The sequence below is a fragment of the Labrenzia sp. THAF35 genome, assembly GCF_009363595.1.
GTDB classification, from domain to species: domain Bacteria; phylum Pseudomonadota; class Alphaproteobacteria; order Rhizobiales; family Stappiaceae; genus Roseibium; species Roseibium algicola.
Window position 1 is genome coordinate 5,975,733 of record NZ_CP045380.1, and the last position, 19,745, is coordinate 5,995,477.

The window sequence follows — 19,745 nt, forward strand, 5'->3', positions numbered from 1 at the left end:
TAGATCGACACATGATGAAAGATCCGCTCTCCTACGCCATGCGCAACGTACCGCGCTATACAAGTTATCCGACAGCACCGCATTTTCATGACGGCGTAACGGCCGGCGTTTACGCGGACTGGCTCAAGGCGCTTTCGCCGCAGGACTCGCTTTCGCTGTACCTGCATGTCCCCTATTGCCGTGAGCTCTGCCATTATTGCGGCTGCCATACCAAGGCGACCCGTCAGGATGCGCCGCTCAAGGCCTACGCAGCGACACTCGGCCAGGAAATCAATCTGGTTGCCGGGCACATGCCGAATGCCGGTCCTGTCCGGCACATTCACTGGGGCGGCGGCACACCCAGCCTTCTGCCACGGCAGAGCCTGATCGACCTCACCGGCCTGATGCGTGTCAATTTCGATCTTGCACCGGACCTGGAACATGCCATCGAACTCGATCCGAGGCTTGTTACGGAACAGCTCGCCGAGACACTGGCCATCATCGGAGTAAACCGTGCCAGCCTTGGCGTTCAGGACTTTGATCCCGACGTTCAAAAGGCCATCGGCCGTCTTCAGCCCTACAGGGTCGTCAAACAGGCCGTAGAGTTTCTGACAGCAGCCGGTGTCACCGCGCTCAATTTCGACCTGATGTACGGATTGCCCGGCCAGTCGCCGGAGACGATACTCGATACGGTGGAAAAGACGCTCTCGCTGGCGCCCGGGCGCATTGCCCTGTTCGGCTATGCCCATGTGCCCTGGATGCGCAAGCACCAGCGCCTGATTGACGAAAGCACCTTGCCGAATGCCGCCGAACGGCTGGCCCTTGCGGACCTCGCCCGCGCGGAACTGCTCAAGGCCGGTTATGTCGCCATCGGGCTTGATCATTTTGCCCGGCCGGACGACAGCATGGCCATCGCCCTTTCGGACGGCTCCCTGAAGCGCAATTTCCAGGGCTATACGACGGACCAGGGCGAACAACTCGTTGGCTTCGGCGTCTCCTCCATCGGACGTCTGTCTGCCGGCTATGTTCAGAACATGTCTGATGTCGGCAACTGGCGCCGGGCAATCATGGCGAGCGAATTGCCGGTATCCAAGGGCTTGGCGCTTTCTGCCGACGACCGTTTGCGGGCACGGATCATCGAAGAGCTGATGACCAACTATGGCTGCGATCTCGTACCGGCCTGCCGTGCTTTCGGCCTGCCGACAAGCCACTTGAACGATGCCTTCGATGCCTTGCAGGACCTGGCCACCGATGGCCTGGTCCGTCTGGAAGTGGGCAATGAAACAGCCAGGGTTGAGGTAACTGAGGCCGGACGGCCTTACGTACGTCTCGCAGCCGCCGCCTTTGACGCCTACCTGGCGGCGAGCCAGGCAAGTGGCAAGGCCCGGCATTCTGCCGCGGTTTGAAGAAAATGGCCCCAAGGCGAAACCCTGGGGCCGAATACCGAACTTGCCAGCTTACGGATCGCCGAAGATCGACAACAAAAAGGGCCGCGAAAATCGCAGCCCTTTCCAGGTCGACTATAAAGCAACGGATCAGTGCATACCTGTCATCTGACAGAGGCTGCAGACCTTGTTGAGATGGATCTGGTCGGCGCGGTCGACGCGGATAACGCCCCGGCGCTTCAGATCGGACACAACGCGGCTGACAGTCTCGATGGTCAGACCCAGATAGTCGGCGATTTCCTGCCGGGTCATGTGCAGTCTCAGGTCGAACCCGTCGTCGCTGTCGTCAATCGGCCCAACGCAGCCGACACCACCGCGATCCGGAACGAGATGCATCAGAAAGCTTGCAACCCGTTCGACAGCGGACTTGCGGCCAAGCAGAACGGCATGCTCGTGCAGCACGCGCATCTGGTTGGTCAGGCATCTGGTGAGCGTGCGCTGAAGCGCATCGGAACGTTCGACCTGCTTCAGATCGATTTCCTGAATTTCGGCATTGGTGAGTGTTTCGGCGGTGCAGTCGTTCTCGTCACTGCCGGCGAGACCGAAAATGTCACCGGGACGAAGGACTTCGACAACCTGGCGGCGTCCGTCCGGCAGCAGCTTGTAAAGCATCACCGAGCCCTTCACCAACTCATAGAGCCGCTTTGCGGGATCGCCTTCGTAATAGATCACCGCATGGGTGTCGTATTGGACAGCCTTGCCGCCAAATTCCGAAAACGATGTCTTGCTGGGTGTGCAGATGGGAGCACCTGTCATTCTTGGTGCTGCGCCCTGGCCGGGGGTACCCGCGTCGAAATAAGCCATATGTCCCTCCTTCGTGCCTGTGGCACGGCCTTCATTTGCTACGTCAGCGGGTGATCTCCATTCCTTGGTGCTTCCATTTCCGCACCGCTCGAAAAATCGACCACTGCTTGCAGGTGTCCCGTCCGACACCCCGCAGCTTGCAGGATGCACTCTAAAACGCGGAGTGCACACAACGTAATTCGGTCGACTGCGTAAGATAAACTACATATGAGCCGTAACGCCGCAGCCGACTAAGGTCTAATCAGGCCGGGACCGCCTGCGCGTTTCGGGCGCGCGAAGCCAACGCCCACCAAAATCGGCAGCGCTCAATCTCGAACACTCAATTTTCTGAAATTGCTTCAAGCAGGCGGAGAGATCAGATGATCGCCTTCTGAGCCATGGCCGCCGTCAGCATGTCTATCGACAGCGGTTTCCTCAGGACCTTGAGCCCCGGAAGCTCACGAATTTGCTGCAACAGGTTCACTCTCGACTTGCCGGAAATGGCAAGGATGCTCGGAGGTGTTGGCAGGCCCATGAGTTCACGAACGACATCCGTGCCGCATCTGTCAGGAAGGCCGATGTCCACGATCACCCAATCGTCCGACGAAGGAATACCGCCGGCGAAAAAACTCTCCGCATCTTTGTAAGTTATCGGATGATGATCGAGATCTTCGAGCGCAATCGCCAATGCATCGGCGACTGCTTCATCATCTTCAACAATGTGAACAACCACGAATGTAGATCCTCAAAGCCTGCCCCCAACGCAGACGATCAATCATACATACGCGATTTTTTGCTTGCCGGATGTACGCAGAAATACGTTTCGGCATGCCGGTCATCCGGAAATGCATTCCAGCCGTTCACCTGAACCCGGCTTATCCCGAGGCGGAGTGGCCCAAAACAATGCGAACGAGATCCGCCGCATTGCGTGCACCCAGTTTTTCCATGATCCGCGCCCGGTGCACTTCTACCGTTCTCGGACTGATTCCAAGAGTGCGGCCGGCTTCCTTGTTGGAAGCTCCGTCGGTGATTTCCTTCAGGACTTCCAGCTCACGGCGGGTCAGCAGATCCGCTCCCTGGAAGGAGGCCGTGACGACCTCGTCCTGACGCTGCTTGGTGATGGCGATGCTTTCCTTCACCCGCTCCAGCACGGTTTCGGCGGAAAACGGTTTTTCCACGAAGTCAAAGGCGCCGTTGCGAATGGCTTCAACAGCCATCGGAATGTCGCCCTGGCCGGAAATGATGAAGATCGGCGCCGGATAGTGTTCGGCATTCAGCGCCTTGAGAATCTCGATGCCGGAGCGCCCAGGCATATGGACATCCAGCATGACACAGGCAGGAACAGCCTTGCTTGCAGACTGCACGAAAGTGTCGCCATCCGAGAAGGTTTCGACCACATAGCCTTCCATATTGAAAAGCACCGACAGCGCGTCGCGCACCGCCGGATCATCATCAACGATGTATATGGCCTCCGCGTCAGCTTTCATGTCCATCACTTCCTCAGCTCATTTCTTTCGAACCGTTCGTTTCGGCTCTTTCTGCAACATCTTCTTCGGGCGGGTCTATTGGCAAAGACAACACGAAGGAGGCTCCTCGTCCGTTTGCCCCCTTCTCCAGGCGCAAATCACCACCATGGTTTTGAGCAATCGAACGGGATATCGCCAAGCCCAGACCAACGCCCTTGTGCTTGGCACCCGTAAAGGCCCGGAACAGGTTGTCAACCAGCTCTTCGGGAACACCCGGGCCGTTGTCCGTAACCCGAAATTCCAGGCGATCTCCATTCCGGCATACGGCCAGCACCACCTTGCGGTCGGCCTGATCGCAGACCGCTTCGCGCGCATTGCGCAGCAGGTTGATGAGAATCTGCCGAATCTGCACCGGGTCGGCCATCAGTGGCGGCAGTCCTCTTGCGATCTCGGCCTTCATGATCGATCTGCCATTGCCGCTGCCGAGTTCCGCCATTTCCAGGCAGCTGGTGACAAAGTCCCGCACTTCGATCGACTGGCGATTGGGCGTTTTCTTTTCCACCAGTTGACGCATGCGCTGGATGATTTCTCCCGCCCGCTCGGCTTCGCGTACCGCCTTGTCGATAACCTCGATGATGAAGGGATCCAGGGATTTATCGGCACGGGTTTTGCGCGATACGGATTGCAGGTAAAGCAGTACAGCGGTCAGCGGCTGGTTGAGCTCATGCGCAATCGCCGCGCCCATTTCGTCCAGTGCGCTGATCCGGGTCATGTGGAGAAGCTGTGCTTGGGTCTTGGCCAACCGGTCTTCCATCTGTCGGCGCGAGCGCAGGTCGCGCAGGATGCCGATGAATTGTCGTCCGGCCGGTGTCCATGCCTCACCGACAGACAGCTCGATTGGAAAGACCGTGCCGTCCTTGTGGCGGGCCTGGACCTCGCGGCCGATACCGATGATCTTCTTATGACCGGTGGTGAGATAGTTGTTCACGTAGTGGTCATGCGCGTTTGCATATTCTGCAGGCATGATCCTGTTGACATTGCGCCCCAGAAGGTCGGCGGCTTCATAGCCGAAAAGCCGTTCGCAGGCCTTGTTGAAGGCCAGCACCTGCGCACGATCATTGATCACGACAATGCCGTCGGCCGCGGTATCGAAAACACTGGCAAGACGCGCTTCCGTTACGGCTGCATTGTCATCATCGTGATCTAAAACGTCGTCGCCCACCGTCCCCGCACCCAAATGGAATTCTCGTCCCGTCTAGGTTTAAGGGTTTTCCCGTAGGCCAGCAACCCGTCAGGGCTCTAAATCTCTGGTATCCAAGTGCTAATTCGACGCACTGCTTCCTCCAGGTGATCCTCGCGCCGGGCATAGCATAACCTTAGGTGATGTTCACCGCCCTTGCCGAACGCAGTGCCCGGTGCGAGACCCACACCTGTCTGGCGAACAAGGTCCAGCGCAAAGTTGCGTGTGTCCGTGACGCCCTCAATGGAAAAGAAGAGATAGAACGCGCCGTCGGGCGGCAGCACCTTCACGCGGTTAAGGCCCTGCAATCCCTTGAGAACACAGTCACGCCCCTTGCGAGCTCGTGCGACCTGCTCCTGCAGGAACGTGCGCCCTTCGGTCAGGGCGGCAACGGCCCCCCACTGCGAAAAAGACGGAACACCCGACGTGGAATACTGGATCAGGTTTTCAAACACCTGGCCGAGTTCCGGCGGCGCCGAGATCCAGCCGACCCGCCACCCGGTCATTGCCCAGTTCTTGGACATGGAATTCACGAAGATGATGCGATCGTCTTCTTCGGCGATATCGTAGAAGGAGGGCGAACGCTCCCCTTCCCCGTAATAGAACAGTGCATAGATTTCGTCCGCGATGATCCAAAGGTCATGCTTTCGCGCGAGCTCCAGAAAAGCCTTCAAGAGGTCTTCGTTTGCAACCCATCCGGTCGGGTTGCAGGGCGAGTTCAGGAAGAGCGCGGTCGTCTGCGGTGTGATCGCTGCTTCGACGTCCTCGATGGCCAGCCGCCAGCCGTCCTCCTCTTCCCGCATCGGCACACTGACCGAACGCGCCCCGTGAATTTCGATGGCAGCCGATATGTTCGGCCAGGACGGCGTCGGCACGATCACTTCGCGCCCGGCTCCTGCAACCGCCTGCACGGCGAGCTGAATGGACTGCATGCCCGATCCGGTCACATAGAATCGTTCCGGCGAGAAAGGCTTGCCGTAAAGATCCTGATGATAGGCCGCCAGTGCCTCGCGCAGCTGCGGGATGCCGCGCTGGTATGTGTAGAACGTCTCGCCCCGGTCGAGCGACGCTTTTGCGGCTGCGCGGATGAACTCGGGCGTCGGCAGATCGCCTTCGCCTGCCCAGAGCGGGATCAGATCTTTCCGGTCACGCCCGGCATTGAAAACTTCGACGATACCGCTTTCAGGTGCGGTTCTGGCTTCCGGGCTCAATCGCTCGATCAGGCTGGTCACGTGGCAGATCCTTCATTGTCAATTGGCGCCACCTTATCGGGTTTGCTTGCCAATGTTCCATGAAAGGATGTGAAGAAGACTTCACCGAAGGTGATCAATTCACATACCTTGGGAAAGCCTTAAAAGCAGATCAGTCGCAAGGCGAATAGACAGATCGATTTGGCTGTGGTCGGATCGGACAAGGCAGCGTAAGGGGTTGCCGGGAAACAGGTTCGAGCCGGCCCGACAAGAGGCCGACGGACCCCATGCCGCTCGGGAGGACGGTTACCAGATCATGCTGCATGGATGGCTCGTGATACTGGCCGCAACGGCCTACATCCTGTGCTTGTTCGCCATCGCCAGCTTCGGCGACCGGATGCCGCGCCGGTATTCGTCGCGTACGGGCGGCCGCCCCTTCATCTACGCCCTGTCGCTTTCGGTCTATTGTACGTCCTGGACCTTCTACGGCTCAGTCGGCAACGCCAGCCGGACGGGCATCGAATTCCTGACCATCTATATCGGCCCCTTGATTGTTTTCGCGCTCGGTTATCCGCTGCTGCAGCGGATTATCCAGATCTCCAAGACAGAAAGCATCACGTCGATCGCTGATTTCATCGGCGCGCGGTACGGCAAGAGCCAGTCGGTCGCAGCACTTGCCACACTGATTGCGGTCATTGGCGTCATTCCTTACATCGCCCTGCAGCTGAAAGCCGTGTCGCTGTCGATCACCACCATGATCGGCCCGCTGATTTCCCCCGGTGACATCTTCACGCCGGTGTTCGATGACGTCACCCTGCTGATTGCCCTCGGCATGGCCATCTTCAGCTGGGCGTTCGGGACAAGACACATTGATGCGACGGAGCACCAGGAAGGGCTGATGCTGGCGATCGCAGCCGAGGCGGTGGTCAAGCTTATTGCCTTTCTCGCGGTCGGCTTCTGGGTCACCTACTCGCTTTTCGACGGCCCGGTCGACCTGATCCGTTCCATCTCGGAAGCGCCTGAAGTCGCGCAGATTTTCGAAAAACCGCTGAACATCGGCAACTGGCTCGTCATGTCGTGCCTGTCGGCCTTTGCGGTGCTCTTGTTGCCGCGCCAGTTCCACGTCACCGTGACGGAGAACAATTCAGACGCCGAGCTGCGCCGCGCGACATGGATGTTTCCGCTCTATCTGGTGCTGATCAACCTGTTCGTGATCCCGATTGCAGCTGCCGGCCTGCTGCGCTTCGGACAGGACGTCAATCCGGACACCTTCGTTCTGGCCCTGCCCATAGACGCCGGACACCCGTGGCTTGCCCTCTTTGCCTTCATCGGAGGCCTTTCGGCGGCAACGGCCATGGTCATCGTGGCGACGGTTGCGCTGGCCATCATGATTTCCAACGACATCGTTGTGCCGCTCCTGCTGCGCCGGCACAGCGAGGACGACATCGTCAACATCGGCGGCCAGGACATGAGCGACCGGCTGCTGACGATCCGCCGCCTCGCAATCTTTGGCATCCTTCTGCTGGCCTATGCCTACTACAAGGCGGCCGGCAATACCGCGGCGCTCGTTTCCATCGGGCTTCTGTCCTTCGCCGCAATCGCCCAGTTCGCTCCCGCTTTCGTCGGCGCCCTCTTCTGGCGCCGGGCCACGTCTCTGGGGGCCATCGCCGGGTTGAGCGGCGGGTTTGTCTTCTGGGCCTATACGCTGCTGCTACCGACCTTCGCCAAATCCGGCCTGATTTCCGACGGCTTCCTGGAAACCGGCCCGTTCGGCATTAGCGAACTGAACCCGCAAGCCCTGCTCGGGATCACCATGGATCCGTTTATCCATGGCACCCTGTGGAGCCTATTCGTCAACATCGTCCTGTTTGTAGGCGGCTCCTTCCTGAGAAAGCCTCTGCCTGCGGAAACCCTTCAGGCAAACGTCTTCGTACCGGCCGAGTTCGCGCCCTCCCCCAGCCTGCGGTACTGGCGTACGTCCGTTACCGCCGGAGACTTGCAGGCAACCGTCGCGCGCTATCTCGGCGAAGAGCGGACGGCCCGTTCGTTCCGGCGGTTTGCGAGCGAACGAGGTATCGAACTCGATCCGAAAACTTTGGCGGACGCCAACCTGCTGCGCTTTTCCGAGCAACTTCTGGCAAGCGCCATTGGCGCGGCCTCGTCCCGCCTTGTGCTGACCTTGATGCTCAAGCGGCACGACCCGTCAACCAAGGGCGCAGTGAAGCTGCTCGACGACGCCTCCATCGCCATTCAGTACAACCGCGACCTGCTGCAGACGGCACTCGATCAGGTGCGCCAGGGCATCGGAGTGTTCGACCGGGATCTGCGTCTGATCTGCTGGAACAGGCAGTTCCGCGACCTGCTGGGACTGCCTGCCGAATATGGTCAGGTCGGCACCACACTGGATGCGATCCTGCGTTTCAACGCGGAACGGGGCGAGCATGGCCCCGGGCCTGTGGAAGCGATCGTCGCCGACCGGATCGAGAAACTGGTGCTGATCCAGGAAACCTTTCAGGAAAAACTGGAATCAAGCGGAGCGGTGTTCGAAGTCCGCATCAGTCCGATGCCCGACGGCGGCATCGTGACCACCTATACAGACATCACCGAACGGGTTCTGGCGGAAGAAGCGCTCGCCCGCGCCAACGAGACGCTGGAACGCCGGGTCAGGGAACGCACGGAAGAACTCACCCACGTCAACGAGCGCCTGGTGGAGGCCACCCACGCAGCGGAAGAAGCCAATATCGGCAAGACCCGTTTCCTGGCAGCGGCCGGGCATGACATCCTGCAGCCTCTGAATGCCGCCCGTCTTTACGCCTCGGTTCTGGTCGACAAGCTTAAGGACGGCGACGACGGCTCGCTGGTCCGCAATGTGGAAATGGCGCTGGAATCGGTCGAGGACATTCTCGGCGCCGTCCTCGATATTTCCAGGCTCGACACCGGCGCCCTGAAACCGGAACCGACGGTCTTCCGGCTGGACGAACTGCTGCGCGGAATAGATCTCGATTTCCAGCCTGTCGCCAAGGAAAAGGGACTGGAACTGCGGATCGTGCCGACGTCCCTTTCGGTGCGGACAGACAGACGCCTTATGCGGCGCCTGCTGCAGAACCTCGTTTCGAACGCCTTGAAATACACTCAGTCAGGCCGCGTCCTTGTGGGGTGCCGCCGACGCGGCAATCGGGTGATCGTGGAAATTCACGACACCGGCATGGGCATCCCGAAAAGCAAGCAGAAGGCGATTTTCCAGGAGTTTCACCGGCTGGATGACGGCATGCGCGTTGCCAAGGGGCTGGGGCTAGGCTTGTCCATTGTCGAGCGCATCAGCCACGTTCTGAACCACCCGGTTGAACTCCGCTCGGAAGCCAACAAGGGCTCGTGCTTCTCGGTCGAACTGCCTCGTTCCGCGGACATGCCCGATCTCGTTCCCATTCCGCAGGCCCCAACCATGGCTGGCCAGCTTGATGGTCTGTGCGTTGTGGCCATCGACAACGAGCCGGATATCCTGAGCGGCATGCGCCACCTGCTGACGAACTGGAACTGCAAGGTGATTGCAGCTGCCGATGACGTGGAGGCGGCAAACGAGCTCAGCAAAGCCAGCCTGACGCCGGACGTCATACTGGCGGACTATCACCTCGACAATGGCACCGGTATCGAGGCGATCTTGAAACTGAGATGGAAATTCGGTCGCCAGATTCCCGCGATCCTGATCACCGCGGACCGAAGCCGCCCTGTGCGCACGGAGGCCGAGGAAAAGGACATCGCCTTCTTCAACAAGCCGTTGAAACCAGCTGCCCTGCGTGCCCATCTGGCCCGCTGCCAGGCAGGCCAGGCGGCGGAATAAGCCGGGTTGGAGCCCGGGACCCGGACGCTGTCAGCACCAATGCATCAGGAAGCGGAGCGGAGCGCTCCTGGGTTCTTCGGCGCGGTGCTCGGCGAACGATCCTGCCAGTCTTCTCTGCGAATCTGGGCGACCCGCATCGGATTGGGATCCGGCTTGCCGAAGTAATAGCCTTGCATGGTGTCGCAGCCGAGCGTGCGCAAAGCATCCACCTGAAACTGGCGCTCCACGCCTTCTGCCGTGACTTCCAGACCAAGGTTATGCGCAAGCGCAATGACTGCAGAGATGATCGCCAGACCGTCGCTGCGTTCGCCGATCTCATCGACGAAGGATTTGTCGATCTTGATCTTGTCGAACTTGTAGTGCCGCAGATACGAAAGAGACGAATAACCTGTGCCAAAGTCATCCAGCGCGATGCGGATACCAAGGTCACGCAATTTCTGCAGCTTGATCGATGCTGTGCCGAAGTCGCGCAAAAACACGGATTCGGTGATTTCCAGGACAAGGCGTTCCGGCGGGAACCCCGTTTCCTGCAACACGGTCAGGATCTGTTCCACCAGATTCGGATCCATGAACTGGACCGGCGACAGGTTGACCGCAACGCTCTCCAGCTCGGGACATTGGGCCGCCGCTGCACAGGCTTTCCTCAGAACCCAACTGCCTAGCGGCAGTATCAGACCGGCGTGTTCGGCAATCGGAATGAACACGTCCGGCGGCACCTCACCACGCTCGGGATGCAGCCAGCGGAGCAGGACCTCGCTGGACACCACCTTGCCGGACCGGGCGTCCACGATCGGCTGAAAATCGACATTGAGCTTGCCGTATTCGAATGCTTCGCGCAGATCCGATTCCAGTTCGCGGCGCTCGCGGACCTCGCGCTCCATGTCCTGCTCGAAGGCGAGCGAACGTCCCCGGCCACCTTCCTTTGCCTTGTAAAGCGCAATGTCAGCCTTGCGCATCAGATCGTCGACAGTGTCCTTGCTGTCGCACAGACGGGTGAACCCGACGGTGGCACCAATGGCGAAGTCGCGACGGCCAATCCGGAAAGGCTTGCGTGTCACGGCAACCAGTTCCTCGGCAAATGCAAGAGCTGCCTGATCGCTGACGAAACGGCCGAGCGCGGCGAATTCGTCGCCACCGAAACGCGCGAGCATTGTCCTGCCTTCGCCAAGGGCGGTAAACCGGCTTGCGACCTGCCGCAGAAGTTCATCCCCTGCCGGGTGGCCGCTGGTATCGTTCACGACCTTGAAATTGTCGAGGTCAATGAGGAAGAGCGTCAGCGTGTTCTGACCATTCTGGTTTTGCTCTTCCAGTTGCGCCTCGGCCTGTTTCAGGAACCAGCTCCGATTGCCGATCCCCGTCAGGGAATCGTGCTCGGCCAGGTGAGAAACAAGGGCGCTTGCCCTGCGGGCTTCGGTGATATCGGAAGCAACACCGCGGTAACCGGTAAAGGAACCATGGTCGTCGTAGACCGGACGTGCTGCCAGGGACCACCAGCGCTCCTCGCCGTTCACGTCCACCCCGATGACGATTTCGCGGAAGGCCTGCTGACGCTTCATGGCGTTTTCCAGCCTGGTCACGGCAGACCGCGCATCGTTCTCGTCCAGGGAATAGGCCAGATCGACCATGCGCATGGTTTCCAGTTCCGCCCGCTCCCGGCCGCTGGCATGTAAGAACCGGTCGGAAATGGAATGCAGATTACCGTGGCTATCGGATTTCCAGAGCCAGTCGCTGGACTTTTCCTCGAACTCGTTCAGCAGCAGGGCGATCAGTTCACCGCGTTGTTCCAGCTCGGCTTCAGCAAGGAAATGGGAGGCAAACAGCCAGCCTGCCGAAGCAACGCTGCCGACCACCACCAGTGTGTAGCTGCTCAACAGGAAGACCAACGGCCACAGTTCCGCGCTGCGTCCGATTGCGAACGATACGAGCGATGCAAGGAAAAGGATCGCGACCCAGCGAAAGGCTGCCTGCGGCACGGTTGCCAGAGTAAAACCGCCACCACACAGCATGCCGGTGGTGACACAGGAGGCAATCCAGATGCCGTCCGGATCGCCATAGCCGAATGCGGCAATTGGAACGACCGCCCAAAGGCCACTGAAAATCGTCGCGTGCAAGACCGCCTTGTTCAGCGATCGCCGCGAGGCAAGATGAATTGGCGACCTGTTCGCTTTCAGCCACTTGAACAGGGTGTAGGCAAGAAAAGCTCCAATAGCCGCAATCCAGACGGCAATGAAACTGAACGGCATGAAGTGCTGAAACGCGAGCGTAATGACGATTACGTTGACGACGTTTGCCAGCACGATAAAGGGTGTCAGGCGCGCGATGCTTGCGATCTGCGCTGCACGTACCTTGCGGGCCAGGAGCTCGTCGACCACCGGATGACCGAACGCGAGCATGAAGGCGCGAACAGGATTGCTTTCCTGCTGTCCGGTTTGCGTGTCCGCGTCAGACTGGAAGTCCACCTTGAGCTGACGACCGGGCAACACGAAGGCCATGCCGATCGTCTTGAAGATCAGTCGCCAATTGAAGCTGGACCGCATTTTCTCTCCGGGTGGCTACTCGCACTCTGCGTGGCAGCGCCCCGCAGCAATGACGGTTACAGCCATTCCCTGAAATTACGGTAAAAACGGTGGTCTGGATTCCGCTATGTTTTTGCAATCCTGACTGGAAAGCTCGCACTGAAGGCCTACAGAAATTGCATCCGGGCAGGTCGATTTCAGCACGCAAAGCAGAAAACGGTCTCCTGCGTTGGAGACTGTTTCCAAGTGGAGCAGCCAGAAAGTAACGTCGCGCGTGTGCTCGCTGTCACTGTGCCTGGGCAGCCTCGGCGGTTTCGCCGCCAACCTGCCATTGCCCGGCCTCGATCTTGGACGCTGCAATAACGGCCTGGGTTCTGCTTTCCACGCCAAGCTTTTGCAGGATCGCGGAAACATGAGCCTTTACGGTCGCTTCCGAAACGGACAGTTCGTAGGCAATCTGCTTGTTCAGAAGACCTTCGGACAGCATCATCAGAACACGAACCTGCTGGGGGGTAAGCGTTGCAAGGCGCTGGACCAGATCACCGCTGCCATCGTCGGCGGCAAGGTCGACATCCGGCGGGGTCCACATGTTGCCGGACATGACCTCCGAAATCGCCTCGCGAATGACATCGATCCCGTGAGACTTCGGAATGAAGCCGGAAGCTCCGAATTCAACCGCGCGCCGGATGGCCTGCGGATCCTCATTGGCCGAGACCACCACCACCGGAACGCCGGAATATTGGGCCCGCAAGTACATAAGCCCGGAAAAACCGCGCATGCCGGGCATGGACAGATCAAGCAGGATGAGATCGACTTCGCCATCCTGTTCCAGCTTGGCCGTAACGTCCTCCAACGCACCGGCTTCCTCGATCACAGCATCGGGGTATTGTGTTTCGAGCGTTTGACGCAGAGCACCCCGGAACAGGGGATGATCATCCGCGATGATGAACCGATACGATGTCGCCGACACGTTGTTATTCCTCCCTCAACGGTCCGTTTGGCCCGCAGGTTCCGCCAGAGCCATGCGTCGCAGTCATCCTGCACCCGCTCGCTTCTTGATTTTATGGCGAAGCCCCGTTGTTGCGGCCATTGTGAAGTATGTTTGCAACATGGGTTACGCGCAAGTCAAACCATGCTTTTGACCAACACGCCATGTTCACGCGCTGCGCATTCGCTGCTGTCATGGCAAATAGGCTGCCTTCAGGCGCAAGAAAAATAGTCAAGTTAGAGCCACCAACAAAAACAACCTAAAGTTTAAATCACCTCGCCGGAGTTGATCTTTTCATTTTACCCGCTTCCTCAACGTTGCCTGAACTAATTTTCCAGAATCTACATTTCTTGTTGATAATCAATGCAAAGACAGCAACAAATGACCTGTCCAATACACATCACATAATCAAAAATCACTGAGTGCACGAAGCAAATATGACAATTCAGGCAACGCTGTTTTCATTTGTGAACCGTTGGGAATGTGACGAAAACGATCATCTAAACGTCCAGTTCTACTTCAGCCGCTTCGAGGAAGCAGATCGCCAGTTCCGGCTAATGACCGGCTTGAGCGAAACCGTCGTGGGGGCTCGCCGGGTGCGCCACGTGCGCTACCACAAGGAGATGCGTACGGGGGACCTGATCACGGTGCACTCCAGCATCGCCTTCGACGGCCCGCATATGCTCACTGTCATCCACGAAATGCGCGACGCCGCCACGGGAACGCTTTCGGCAACAGCTCTCGACGGATATGAGCCGAGCGCCAGCGCCGCGAAGACCTTGCGCCAGCGCTTCCGCGACTTCCAGACGCCAATGATTGCAGAGGCCGGACCAAGGGGGATTTCCGCCGGACCGGCAAATGCACGTGCGACGCTTGCGGCCCTGCAGTCGAAAGGCGCCCAGATCGTCTACCGGGGAACCGTTTTGCCCCGCGATATCGGTCCCGACGGCAAGGCCGACGACAGATTTGCGCTGTCCTGCTGCACGGACGGCGTAGCCCATGTCTGGCAGCGTACGCCGATGACACACGCCTATCTGACGGAAAACGGTTTCGGCCGGGTGGCCGTTGAAATGAAGCTGACCTGGATCACACCGCTGAAGACCGGCGACGCAATGCTGGTGGTTTCCGGCTTTACCGGCGTCAATCCAAAGACCTTCTCGATGCGCCATCACCTGTTTGAAACACGGACGAACCGTCTCGCCGCCGTCCTGGATGTTGTCGCGCTGACGATGGATCTGACCAGGCGTGTTGCCGTGGAACAACCGGATGAAGCCTATCAGAGCATCAACAAGATGCTGATCGACTGACGCCTCCCGGCCAAGGAACTTTGCCGGACACAGCGTGCCCCTGGCAGGGACACGCTGTTTTTTTATCCTGACTTCAGGCGATCAGTTGGCTTCGCCTTCGAAGTCCTTCTGCAGATCGCGAACCATGCCAAAGAAACGACGCATGGCGCTTTCTGTGAAAGTCAGAACCTTTTCCAGTTCCTCATCTTCCTCGGTTGTCGATGGGCTGCGTCCACCCTGACTGGAGCCGGGTGCTTTTGGGCGATCAAGTGCGGAACCGGGTGGCAATTGCTTGTCGGACTTTACGCCATTGCCTTCCAGCTCCTCCACACGGGCTGTCAGGCGATCCACTTCACCGGCCAGCTCGTTGATTTCAGCAAGATAGGCATCTTCTGCCAGCGGCACCGGATTGCAGCGCCAGGCGTCGCTCTGCTCCTTGCAAATGGAGACGGTCCCGTTCTGCCGGTCCACCCTGAGGATATCCTCATCCACCCTGACCAGGGAAAAGCGGTCCGCCTGTCCCTTTGTCACTGCGTCTGCGGTTTCAGGGGAGACGCTGTCCTGGGCGACAGCTGCCGGGGCCAGAAGAATGGCCAAGGCCAGCCCGCGGAACACGGGAGCCAGATATTTGTTGCGGATCGTCATATTGCCTCTCCGGTTGCCGGCCTCGCGCTTTCGCGCCCCAGGTATTTCAGTTGAAACAGGGGTACAAGCGTCTGGCCGTTTGTATCTTGCCATGGGTGCCATATTTCCATGGCCAAAGCACGACTTAAGGGCGGGTTTTCAAAAGCGAGTTGTCGAACACCGAATTACCCTTCTTCGCCTGGCAACATTGCCTGAAGCGTTTCCAGCCTGTCGGCCTCAGCCGCCGGCTTGTCCCAACGCAGCCTGGAAATGCGAGGAAAACGCATGGCAACGCCGGACTTGTGCCGGCTGGACCGGTTGAGCCCTTCAAAGGCGACCTCCAGCACAAGCCCCTTTTCAGCGCTATGAACGACTTCCCTCACCGGTCCGAACCGGTTGATGGTGTTGTTGCGCACATAGCGGTCGATTTCACGCAATTCCTCATCGGTAAAGCCGAAATATGCCTTGCCGACCGGAACGAGCTCGGCTCCCGCCTCCCCGTCACGCCACACACCGAAGGTATAGTCGGAATAAAAGGATGAGCGTTTGCCGTGGCCGCGCTGCGCATACATCAGCACGGCATCGATCAGGTAGGGTTCCCGTTTCCACTTGAACCACAATCCCTTCGGCCGGCCGGTGACATAGGGCGCATCCCACCGCTTCAGCATCAAGCCTTCAACGGCATCGGCGTCGGCAGGAGGCAGATGGGCATGGGGATCGGCGCGCGCGGCGGTGATTTCCTCCCATCCGGTTACCTTCACCATGGGCGACAGATCGATGCTTCCCTCCGGCAATCCGGTGATAAAGGTTTCAAGCGCCTTGCGCCGTTCTGCAAACGGCAGCTCCCTCAAATCGGTTCCGCCGACACTGAGCAGGTCGTAGGCACGGATCGCTGCCGGGAATTCGCGGATCAGCTTTGGCCCGGCGGTCTTGCGGTTGAGGCGTTTTTGCAGATCTGCAAAAGGACGCACCTGACCGTCCGACACCACAAGCAATTCGCCATCAATGCAGGCATCGAATGTCAGCAAATCCAGAATATCGGGAAAGGCCCTGGATATGTCTTCACCGGTCCGGCTGAACAGGCGGCGTACGCGGTCGCCACGCTCTGTCAGACCGGCTGCCGCCTGAACGCGAATGCCGTCCCATTTCCACTCGACCGCAAAGTCCTCCGCGTCCAGAAGCTCCGTGTCCCTGTCCTCGTCCAGGGGGTGCGCCAGCATCACCGGCCGGAATGGTGCGGGATCGGATGTTTGCGGTTGTCCGCTCAGTCCTTCCGCCCAGGCGAACAGTGCTTCATAGGGGGGCTCCAGCCCGTGCCAGACCTCCTCTACGGAAGCAACGTCCAGTCCACCGAGCTTTGCCACGGCCGTTTTCGCAAGGCGCGCAGATACCCCGACGCGCAAACCGCCCGTCACCAGTTTCAAAAGGGCCCATCTGCCGGTCTCATCCAGCGTGTCCAGCCAGTCGGTCAGCAAACCGGGCACTTCGCTCTTTCCGGCCCCTTCCAGCCGCTTGACCACTTCAGACAGGCTGGGGGCAGCTTCTTTCAGGGCAACCTCTCCCTTTGCTGCCTGCGGCCACATCAGCGCAATGGTTTCGGACAGGTCACCAACAAAATCATAGGAAAGCGCAAACAGCTCCGGGTCCGTCCGCTCGCCGATCAAAGCCCTGAGCAGGGCCGGTTTGGCGTGTTTGAAACTCAGCCCGCCTGTCAGTGCGGCCAGGGCAAAGCCCCGGTCCGGATCCGCGACCTCCTGGAAATAACGGATCAGGAGCGCTTCCTTGGCGAGGCGCCTGGGTTCCAGCGAAAGCCGGTCGAGCAGATGGGAAAAAGCCAGCATAAGCGCTATACGAACCGCGAAAGCGCCCGGACTGCAAGCCCTTACGTCATAGATCAAAAATTCAGCTTATCATCTCAATGCGGGCTGAAAGCTAACACCGGCTCTAGGCCGAGTTCATTTCAGCTACGGCAGAAGAGAATTGGTCAATGCCCCACAAGATGACCGGATACGAGGAACAATAGTTTGCTTGTGTCATCGCTCGGGACCTGGCGCAATGTGGAAAATCACTGCTGTTTTTGCCAGTGTACCACTTTCACGCCTGAAAAATGCGGGATGGACGGCAAGGAAAAATGCCTGTATAAGCCGCGGCCATCCATGGGCCGATAACTGGATGGCCCTATCCGGTAGACTGCTGACTGGCATGCAGAAGATCCGGAGCAGTTGAAAGATTTCTATGACCGATTTGACTTCTCTCGCCCCGGCGCTGAAGGCCGCGCTGGCGAAACGTGGCTATGAAAACCTCACCTCCGTGCAGGAAAGCGTTCTAAGCGACGCTCCGCCGGAAGCCGACCTTCTGGTATCTGCGCAGACCGGGTCCGGCAAGACCGTTGCCTTTGGCCTCGCACTCGCCCCGACGCTGCTTGACGGCCAGGACAGCCTCGGCCAGGCAGGCGCTCCCATTGCGCTGGCCATTGCACCGACCCGCGAACTTGCCCTTCAGGTGAAGGAAGAACTGACCTGGCTTTATAATGAAGCCGGCGCCGTAACCGCCTCTTGTGTCGGCGGCATGGACCCGCGCACCGAACGGCGGACGCTGGAACGCGGTGTTCATATTGTCGTGGGAACGCCTGGCCGCCTGCGCGATCATATCGAACGTGGCGCACTGGACCTGTCGGAGATCAAGGCTGTCGTGCTCGACGAAGCCGACGAGATGCTCGACATGGGCTTCCGCGAAGACCTGGAATTCATTCTGGATACCGCGCCGCAGGACCGGCGCACGCTGATGTTCTCAGCAACGGTTCCGAAGCCGATTGCAGAACTCGCCAAGCGCTTCCAGAAAGATGCCGTTCGCCTGTCGACCATCAACGCTCGCGAACAGCACGGCGATATCGACTACGTCGCGCATCCGGTTGCCCCGAACGAGCGCGAAAACGCCATCATCAACGTGCTGCGCCAGCATGAAGCGGAAAAGGCAATCGTCTTCTGCTCGACGCGTGAAGCTGTCAGCCGGCTGACATCGCGACTCGCGAACCGCGGTTTCTCCATCGTGTCCCTTTCCGGCGAACTCAGCCAGGAGCAGCGCTCCAGCGCACTGGCCGCAATGAAGGACGGCCGCGCCCGTGTGTGTGTGGCAACTGACGTTGCTGCACGCGGCATCGACCTGCCGAACCTCGATCTGGTGATCCACGCCGACCTGCCGACAGGCAAGGCCGCCCTGCTGCACCGCTCCGGCCGTACGGGCCGTGCCGGCCGCAAGGGCACCTGTGTGCTGATGGTTCCCTTCCCGCGCCGCCGCCAGGCAGAGCGCGTGCTGCATTTTGCCGGCATCACGGCGACCTGGAAGGGTGCTCCGACCGCAGACGACATCCGTGCCAAGGACAAGGAACGGCTTCTGGCCGATCCCGCACTCAAGGTGGAACTGGAAGAAGAAGAACTGGCGATCGCGAACGAACTGCTTGCGCTTCACAGCCCGGAACAACTTGCTGCCGCCTTCGTCAAGCTGCGCCAGTCGCGTCTGCCCGCTCCGGAAGACGTTTCCGATCTCGATGAGACCTCACTCCGAGGCAGGGATGCCGGCTCGCGCGGCGGTCGCAATGCGGAAATCACCGGCAAGTTCGAAGACGGCATTTGGTTCTCGCTGTCGCTTGGCCACCGCCAGCGCGCGGAACCGCGCTGGATCCTCCCGATGATCTGCCGTGCCGGTCACGTCACCAAGAAGGAAGTCGGCGCGATCAAGATCTTCCAGAACGAGCTGTACTTCGAAATCGCCGGCAGTCATGGCCAGCGCTTCGCCGATGTGGTCAAGCGCGAAGGCACTGGCGAGGAAAATGCCACCATCACTCTGCTTGATGCACGTGGCGGCAAGATCCCTGCCCCGCCGAAGGAAGACGGCTTCCGCCGTGACCGGTCTGACCGTTCCGGCCCGCCCAAGCGCCGTCCGCGTGGTGCAGATGCACCGGATTATGAAAGCCTCGGTGCCGAAGACAGCATGAAATCCGGCCGGCCGAAGCGCGAGGGCAGAGGCAAGTTCGACGGTCCCAAAGGCAAATTCGACGGGCCGCGCGGCAAGTTTGACGGACCTCGCGGCAAATCCCGCCGCCGGTCCGGTGACGACGATTTCGTGCCGCACCACCCAGCATACGAGCCTCTGAATACCAAGGAACTGGCTCGCGACCTCGACGGCGGCGACCGCGCTCCCAAGCGCAAGGAACGTGCCGCGGATGGCCCGGACGGCGACCGGCGCAAGCCGCGGACCCGGTCGGCTGCCAACTCCGCGCCGCCCAAGAAAAAGGCCGCAAAGAAAAACAAGCCGTCGCGCGCCGAGCGCAAGGCCTCGAAAACAAAGCCCTGACAGAAAGCCGGTGACCCGTGTCACCGGCTTTTTTCAT

At 59.6% G+C, this 19,745-nt stretch carries 13 protein-coding genes; 4 read left to right on the forward strand and 9 right to left on the reverse strand.

The window, feature by feature from the left end; translation table 11 throughout:
* Positions 1-11 precede the first annotated feature (11 nt).
* On the forward strand, positions 12-1,385 hold the full coding sequence (gene hemN, locus FIU93_RS27445; protein ID WP_152507341.1) for an oxygen-independent coproporphyrinogen III oxidase: 1,374 nt from the start codon (positions 12-14) through the stop codon (positions 1,383-1,385).
* Between the two features lie 129 nt (positions 1,386-1,514).
* Here hemN and FIU93_RS27450 read toward each other — a convergent pair whose 3' ends face one another.
* The 5 genes from FIU93_RS27450 to FIU93_RS27470 all read right to left on the reverse strand — a co-directional run bounded on the left by FIU93_RS27450 (position 1,515) and on the right by FIU93_RS27470 (position 6,145).
* Positions 1,515-2,228 (reverse strand): helix-turn-helix domain-containing protein, encoded by a 714-nt coding sequence (locus FIU93_RS27450; protein ID WP_023001751.1) that lies wholly within the window; start codon positions 2,226-2,228, stop codon positions 1,515-1,517.
* Positions 2,229-2,583: 355 nt separating this feature from the next.
* A complete protein-coding gene (locus FIU93_RS27455) occupies positions 2,584-2,940 on the reverse strand; it encodes a response regulator (protein WP_062489950.1) in 357 nt (118 codons plus the stop codon).
* A gap of 142 nt (positions 2,941-3,082) precedes the next feature.
* On the reverse strand, positions 3,083-3,700 hold the full coding sequence (locus FIU93_RS27460; RefSeq protein WP_023001753.1) for a response regulator: 618 nt from the start codon (positions 3,698-3,700) through the stop codon (positions 3,083-3,085).
* Positions 3,701-3,707: 7 nt separating this feature from the next.
* Positions 3,708-4,895 (reverse strand): PAS domain S-box protein, encoded by a 1,188-nt coding sequence (locus tag FIU93_RS27465; RefSeq protein ID WP_023001754.1) that lies wholly within the window; start codon positions 4,893-4,895, stop codon positions 3,708-3,710.
* Between the two features lie 77 nt (positions 4,896-4,972).
* On the reverse strand, positions 4,973-6,145 hold the full coding sequence (locus FIU93_RS27470; RefSeq protein ID WP_152507342.1) for a pyridoxal phosphate-dependent aminotransferase: 1,173 nt from the start codon (positions 6,143-6,145) through the stop codon (positions 4,973-4,975).
* A 274-nt stretch (positions 6,146-6,419) separates the two neighbouring features.
* Here FIU93_RS27470 and FIU93_RS27475 point away from each other — a divergent pair, with 274 nt between their 5' ends.
* Complete coding sequence (locus tag FIU93_RS27475; protein ID WP_152507343.1) at positions 6,420-9,941, forward strand: PAS domain-containing hybrid sensor histidine kinase/response regulator; 3,522 nt, start codon at positions 6,420-6,422, stop codon at positions 9,939-9,941.
* 44 nt (positions 9,942-9,985) lie between these two features.
* On the opposite strand, the gene FIU93_RS27480 is transcribed toward FIU93_RS27475, so the two are convergent.
* Positions 9,986-12,478, reverse strand: a complete 2,493-nt coding sequence (locus tag FIU93_RS27480) for an EAL domain-containing protein (protein ID WP_152507344.1) — start codon at positions 12,476-12,478, stop codon at positions 9,986-9,988.
* A gap of 265 nt (positions 12,479-12,743) precedes the next feature.
* Positions 12,744-13,427 (reverse strand): response regulator transcription factor, encoded by a 684-nt coding sequence (locus FIU93_RS27485; RefSeq protein ID WP_023001759.1) that lies wholly within the window; start codon positions 13,425-13,427, stop codon positions 12,744-12,746.
* 455 nt (positions 13,428-13,882) lie between these two features.
* Between FIU93_RS27485 and FIU93_RS27490 the strand changes: the two genes are divergently transcribed.
* Positions 13,883-14,752 carry a thioesterase family protein gene (locus tag FIU93_RS27490; RefSeq protein WP_023001760.1) on the forward strand — a complete coding sequence of 290 codons (870 nt, stop codon included), beginning with the start codon at positions 13,883-13,885 and terminating at the stop codon, positions 14,750-14,752.
* 81 nt (positions 14,753-14,833) lie between these two features.
* Here FIU93_RS27490 and FIU93_RS27495 read toward each other — a convergent pair whose 3' ends face one another.
* Both FIU93_RS27495 and FIU93_RS27500 read right to left on the reverse strand, forming a co-directional pair.
* On the reverse strand, positions 14,834-15,376 hold the full coding sequence (locus tag FIU93_RS27495; RefSeq protein ID WP_209010250.1) for a hypothetical protein: 543 nt from the start codon (positions 15,374-15,376) through the stop codon (positions 14,834-14,836).
* A 164-nt stretch (positions 15,377-15,540) separates the two neighbouring features.
* On the reverse strand, positions 15,541-17,196 hold the full coding sequence (locus FIU93_RS27500) for a cisplatin damage response ATP-dependent DNA ligase (protein WP_152507345.1): 1,656 nt from the start codon (positions 17,194-17,196) through the stop codon (positions 15,541-15,543).
* 394 nt (positions 17,197-17,590) lie between these two features.
* Between FIU93_RS27500 and FIU93_RS27505 the strand changes: the two genes are divergently transcribed.
* Positions 17,591-19,708 carry a DEAD/DEAH box helicase gene (locus FIU93_RS27505; protein ID WP_152507346.1) on the forward strand — a complete coding sequence of 706 codons (2,118 nt, stop codon included), beginning with the start codon at positions 17,591-17,593 and terminating at the stop codon, positions 19,706-19,708.
* The last annotated feature ends 37 nt before the right edge of the window (positions 19,709-19,745 follow it).

What these genes read in the sequence shown, in the direction of transcription:
- hemN (WP_152507341.1), top strand. Translation starts at nt 12, where the DNA reads ATGATGAAAGATCCGCTCTCCTACGCCATGCGCAACGTACCGCGCTAT.
- FIU93_RS27450 (WP_023001751.1), bottom strand. Translation starts at nt 2,228, where the DNA reads ATGGCTTATTTCGACGCGGGTACCCCCGGCCAGGGCGCAGCACCAAGA.
- FIU93_RS27460 (WP_023001753.1), bottom strand. Translation starts at nt 3,700, where the DNA reads ATGGACATGAAAGCTGACGCGGAGGCCATATACATCGTTGATGATGAT.
- FIU93_RS27475 (WP_152507343.1), top strand. Translation starts at nt 6,420, where the DNA reads ATGCTGCATGGATGGCTCGTGATACTGGCCGCAACGGCCTACATCCTG.
- FIU93_RS27480 (WP_152507344.1), bottom strand. Translation starts at nt 12,478, where the DNA reads ATGCGGTCCAGCTTCAATTGGCGACTGATCTTCAAGACGATCGGCATG.
- FIU93_RS27490 (WP_023001760.1), top strand. Translation starts at nt 13,883, where the DNA reads ATGACAATTCAGGCAACGCTGTTTTCATTTGTGAACCGTTGGGAATGT.
- FIU93_RS27495 (WP_209010250.1), bottom strand. Translation starts at nt 15,376, where the DNA reads ATGACGATCCGCAACAAATATCTGGCTCCCGTGTTCCGCGGGCTGGCC.
- FIU93_RS27500 (WP_152507345.1), bottom strand. Translation starts at nt 17,196, where the DNA reads ATGCTGGCTTTTTCCCATCTGCTCGACCGGCTTTCGCTGGAACCCAGG.
- FIU93_RS27505 (WP_152507346.1), top strand. Translation starts at nt 17,591, where the DNA reads ATGACCGATTTGACTTCTCTCGCCCCGGCGCTGAAGGCCGCGCTGGCG.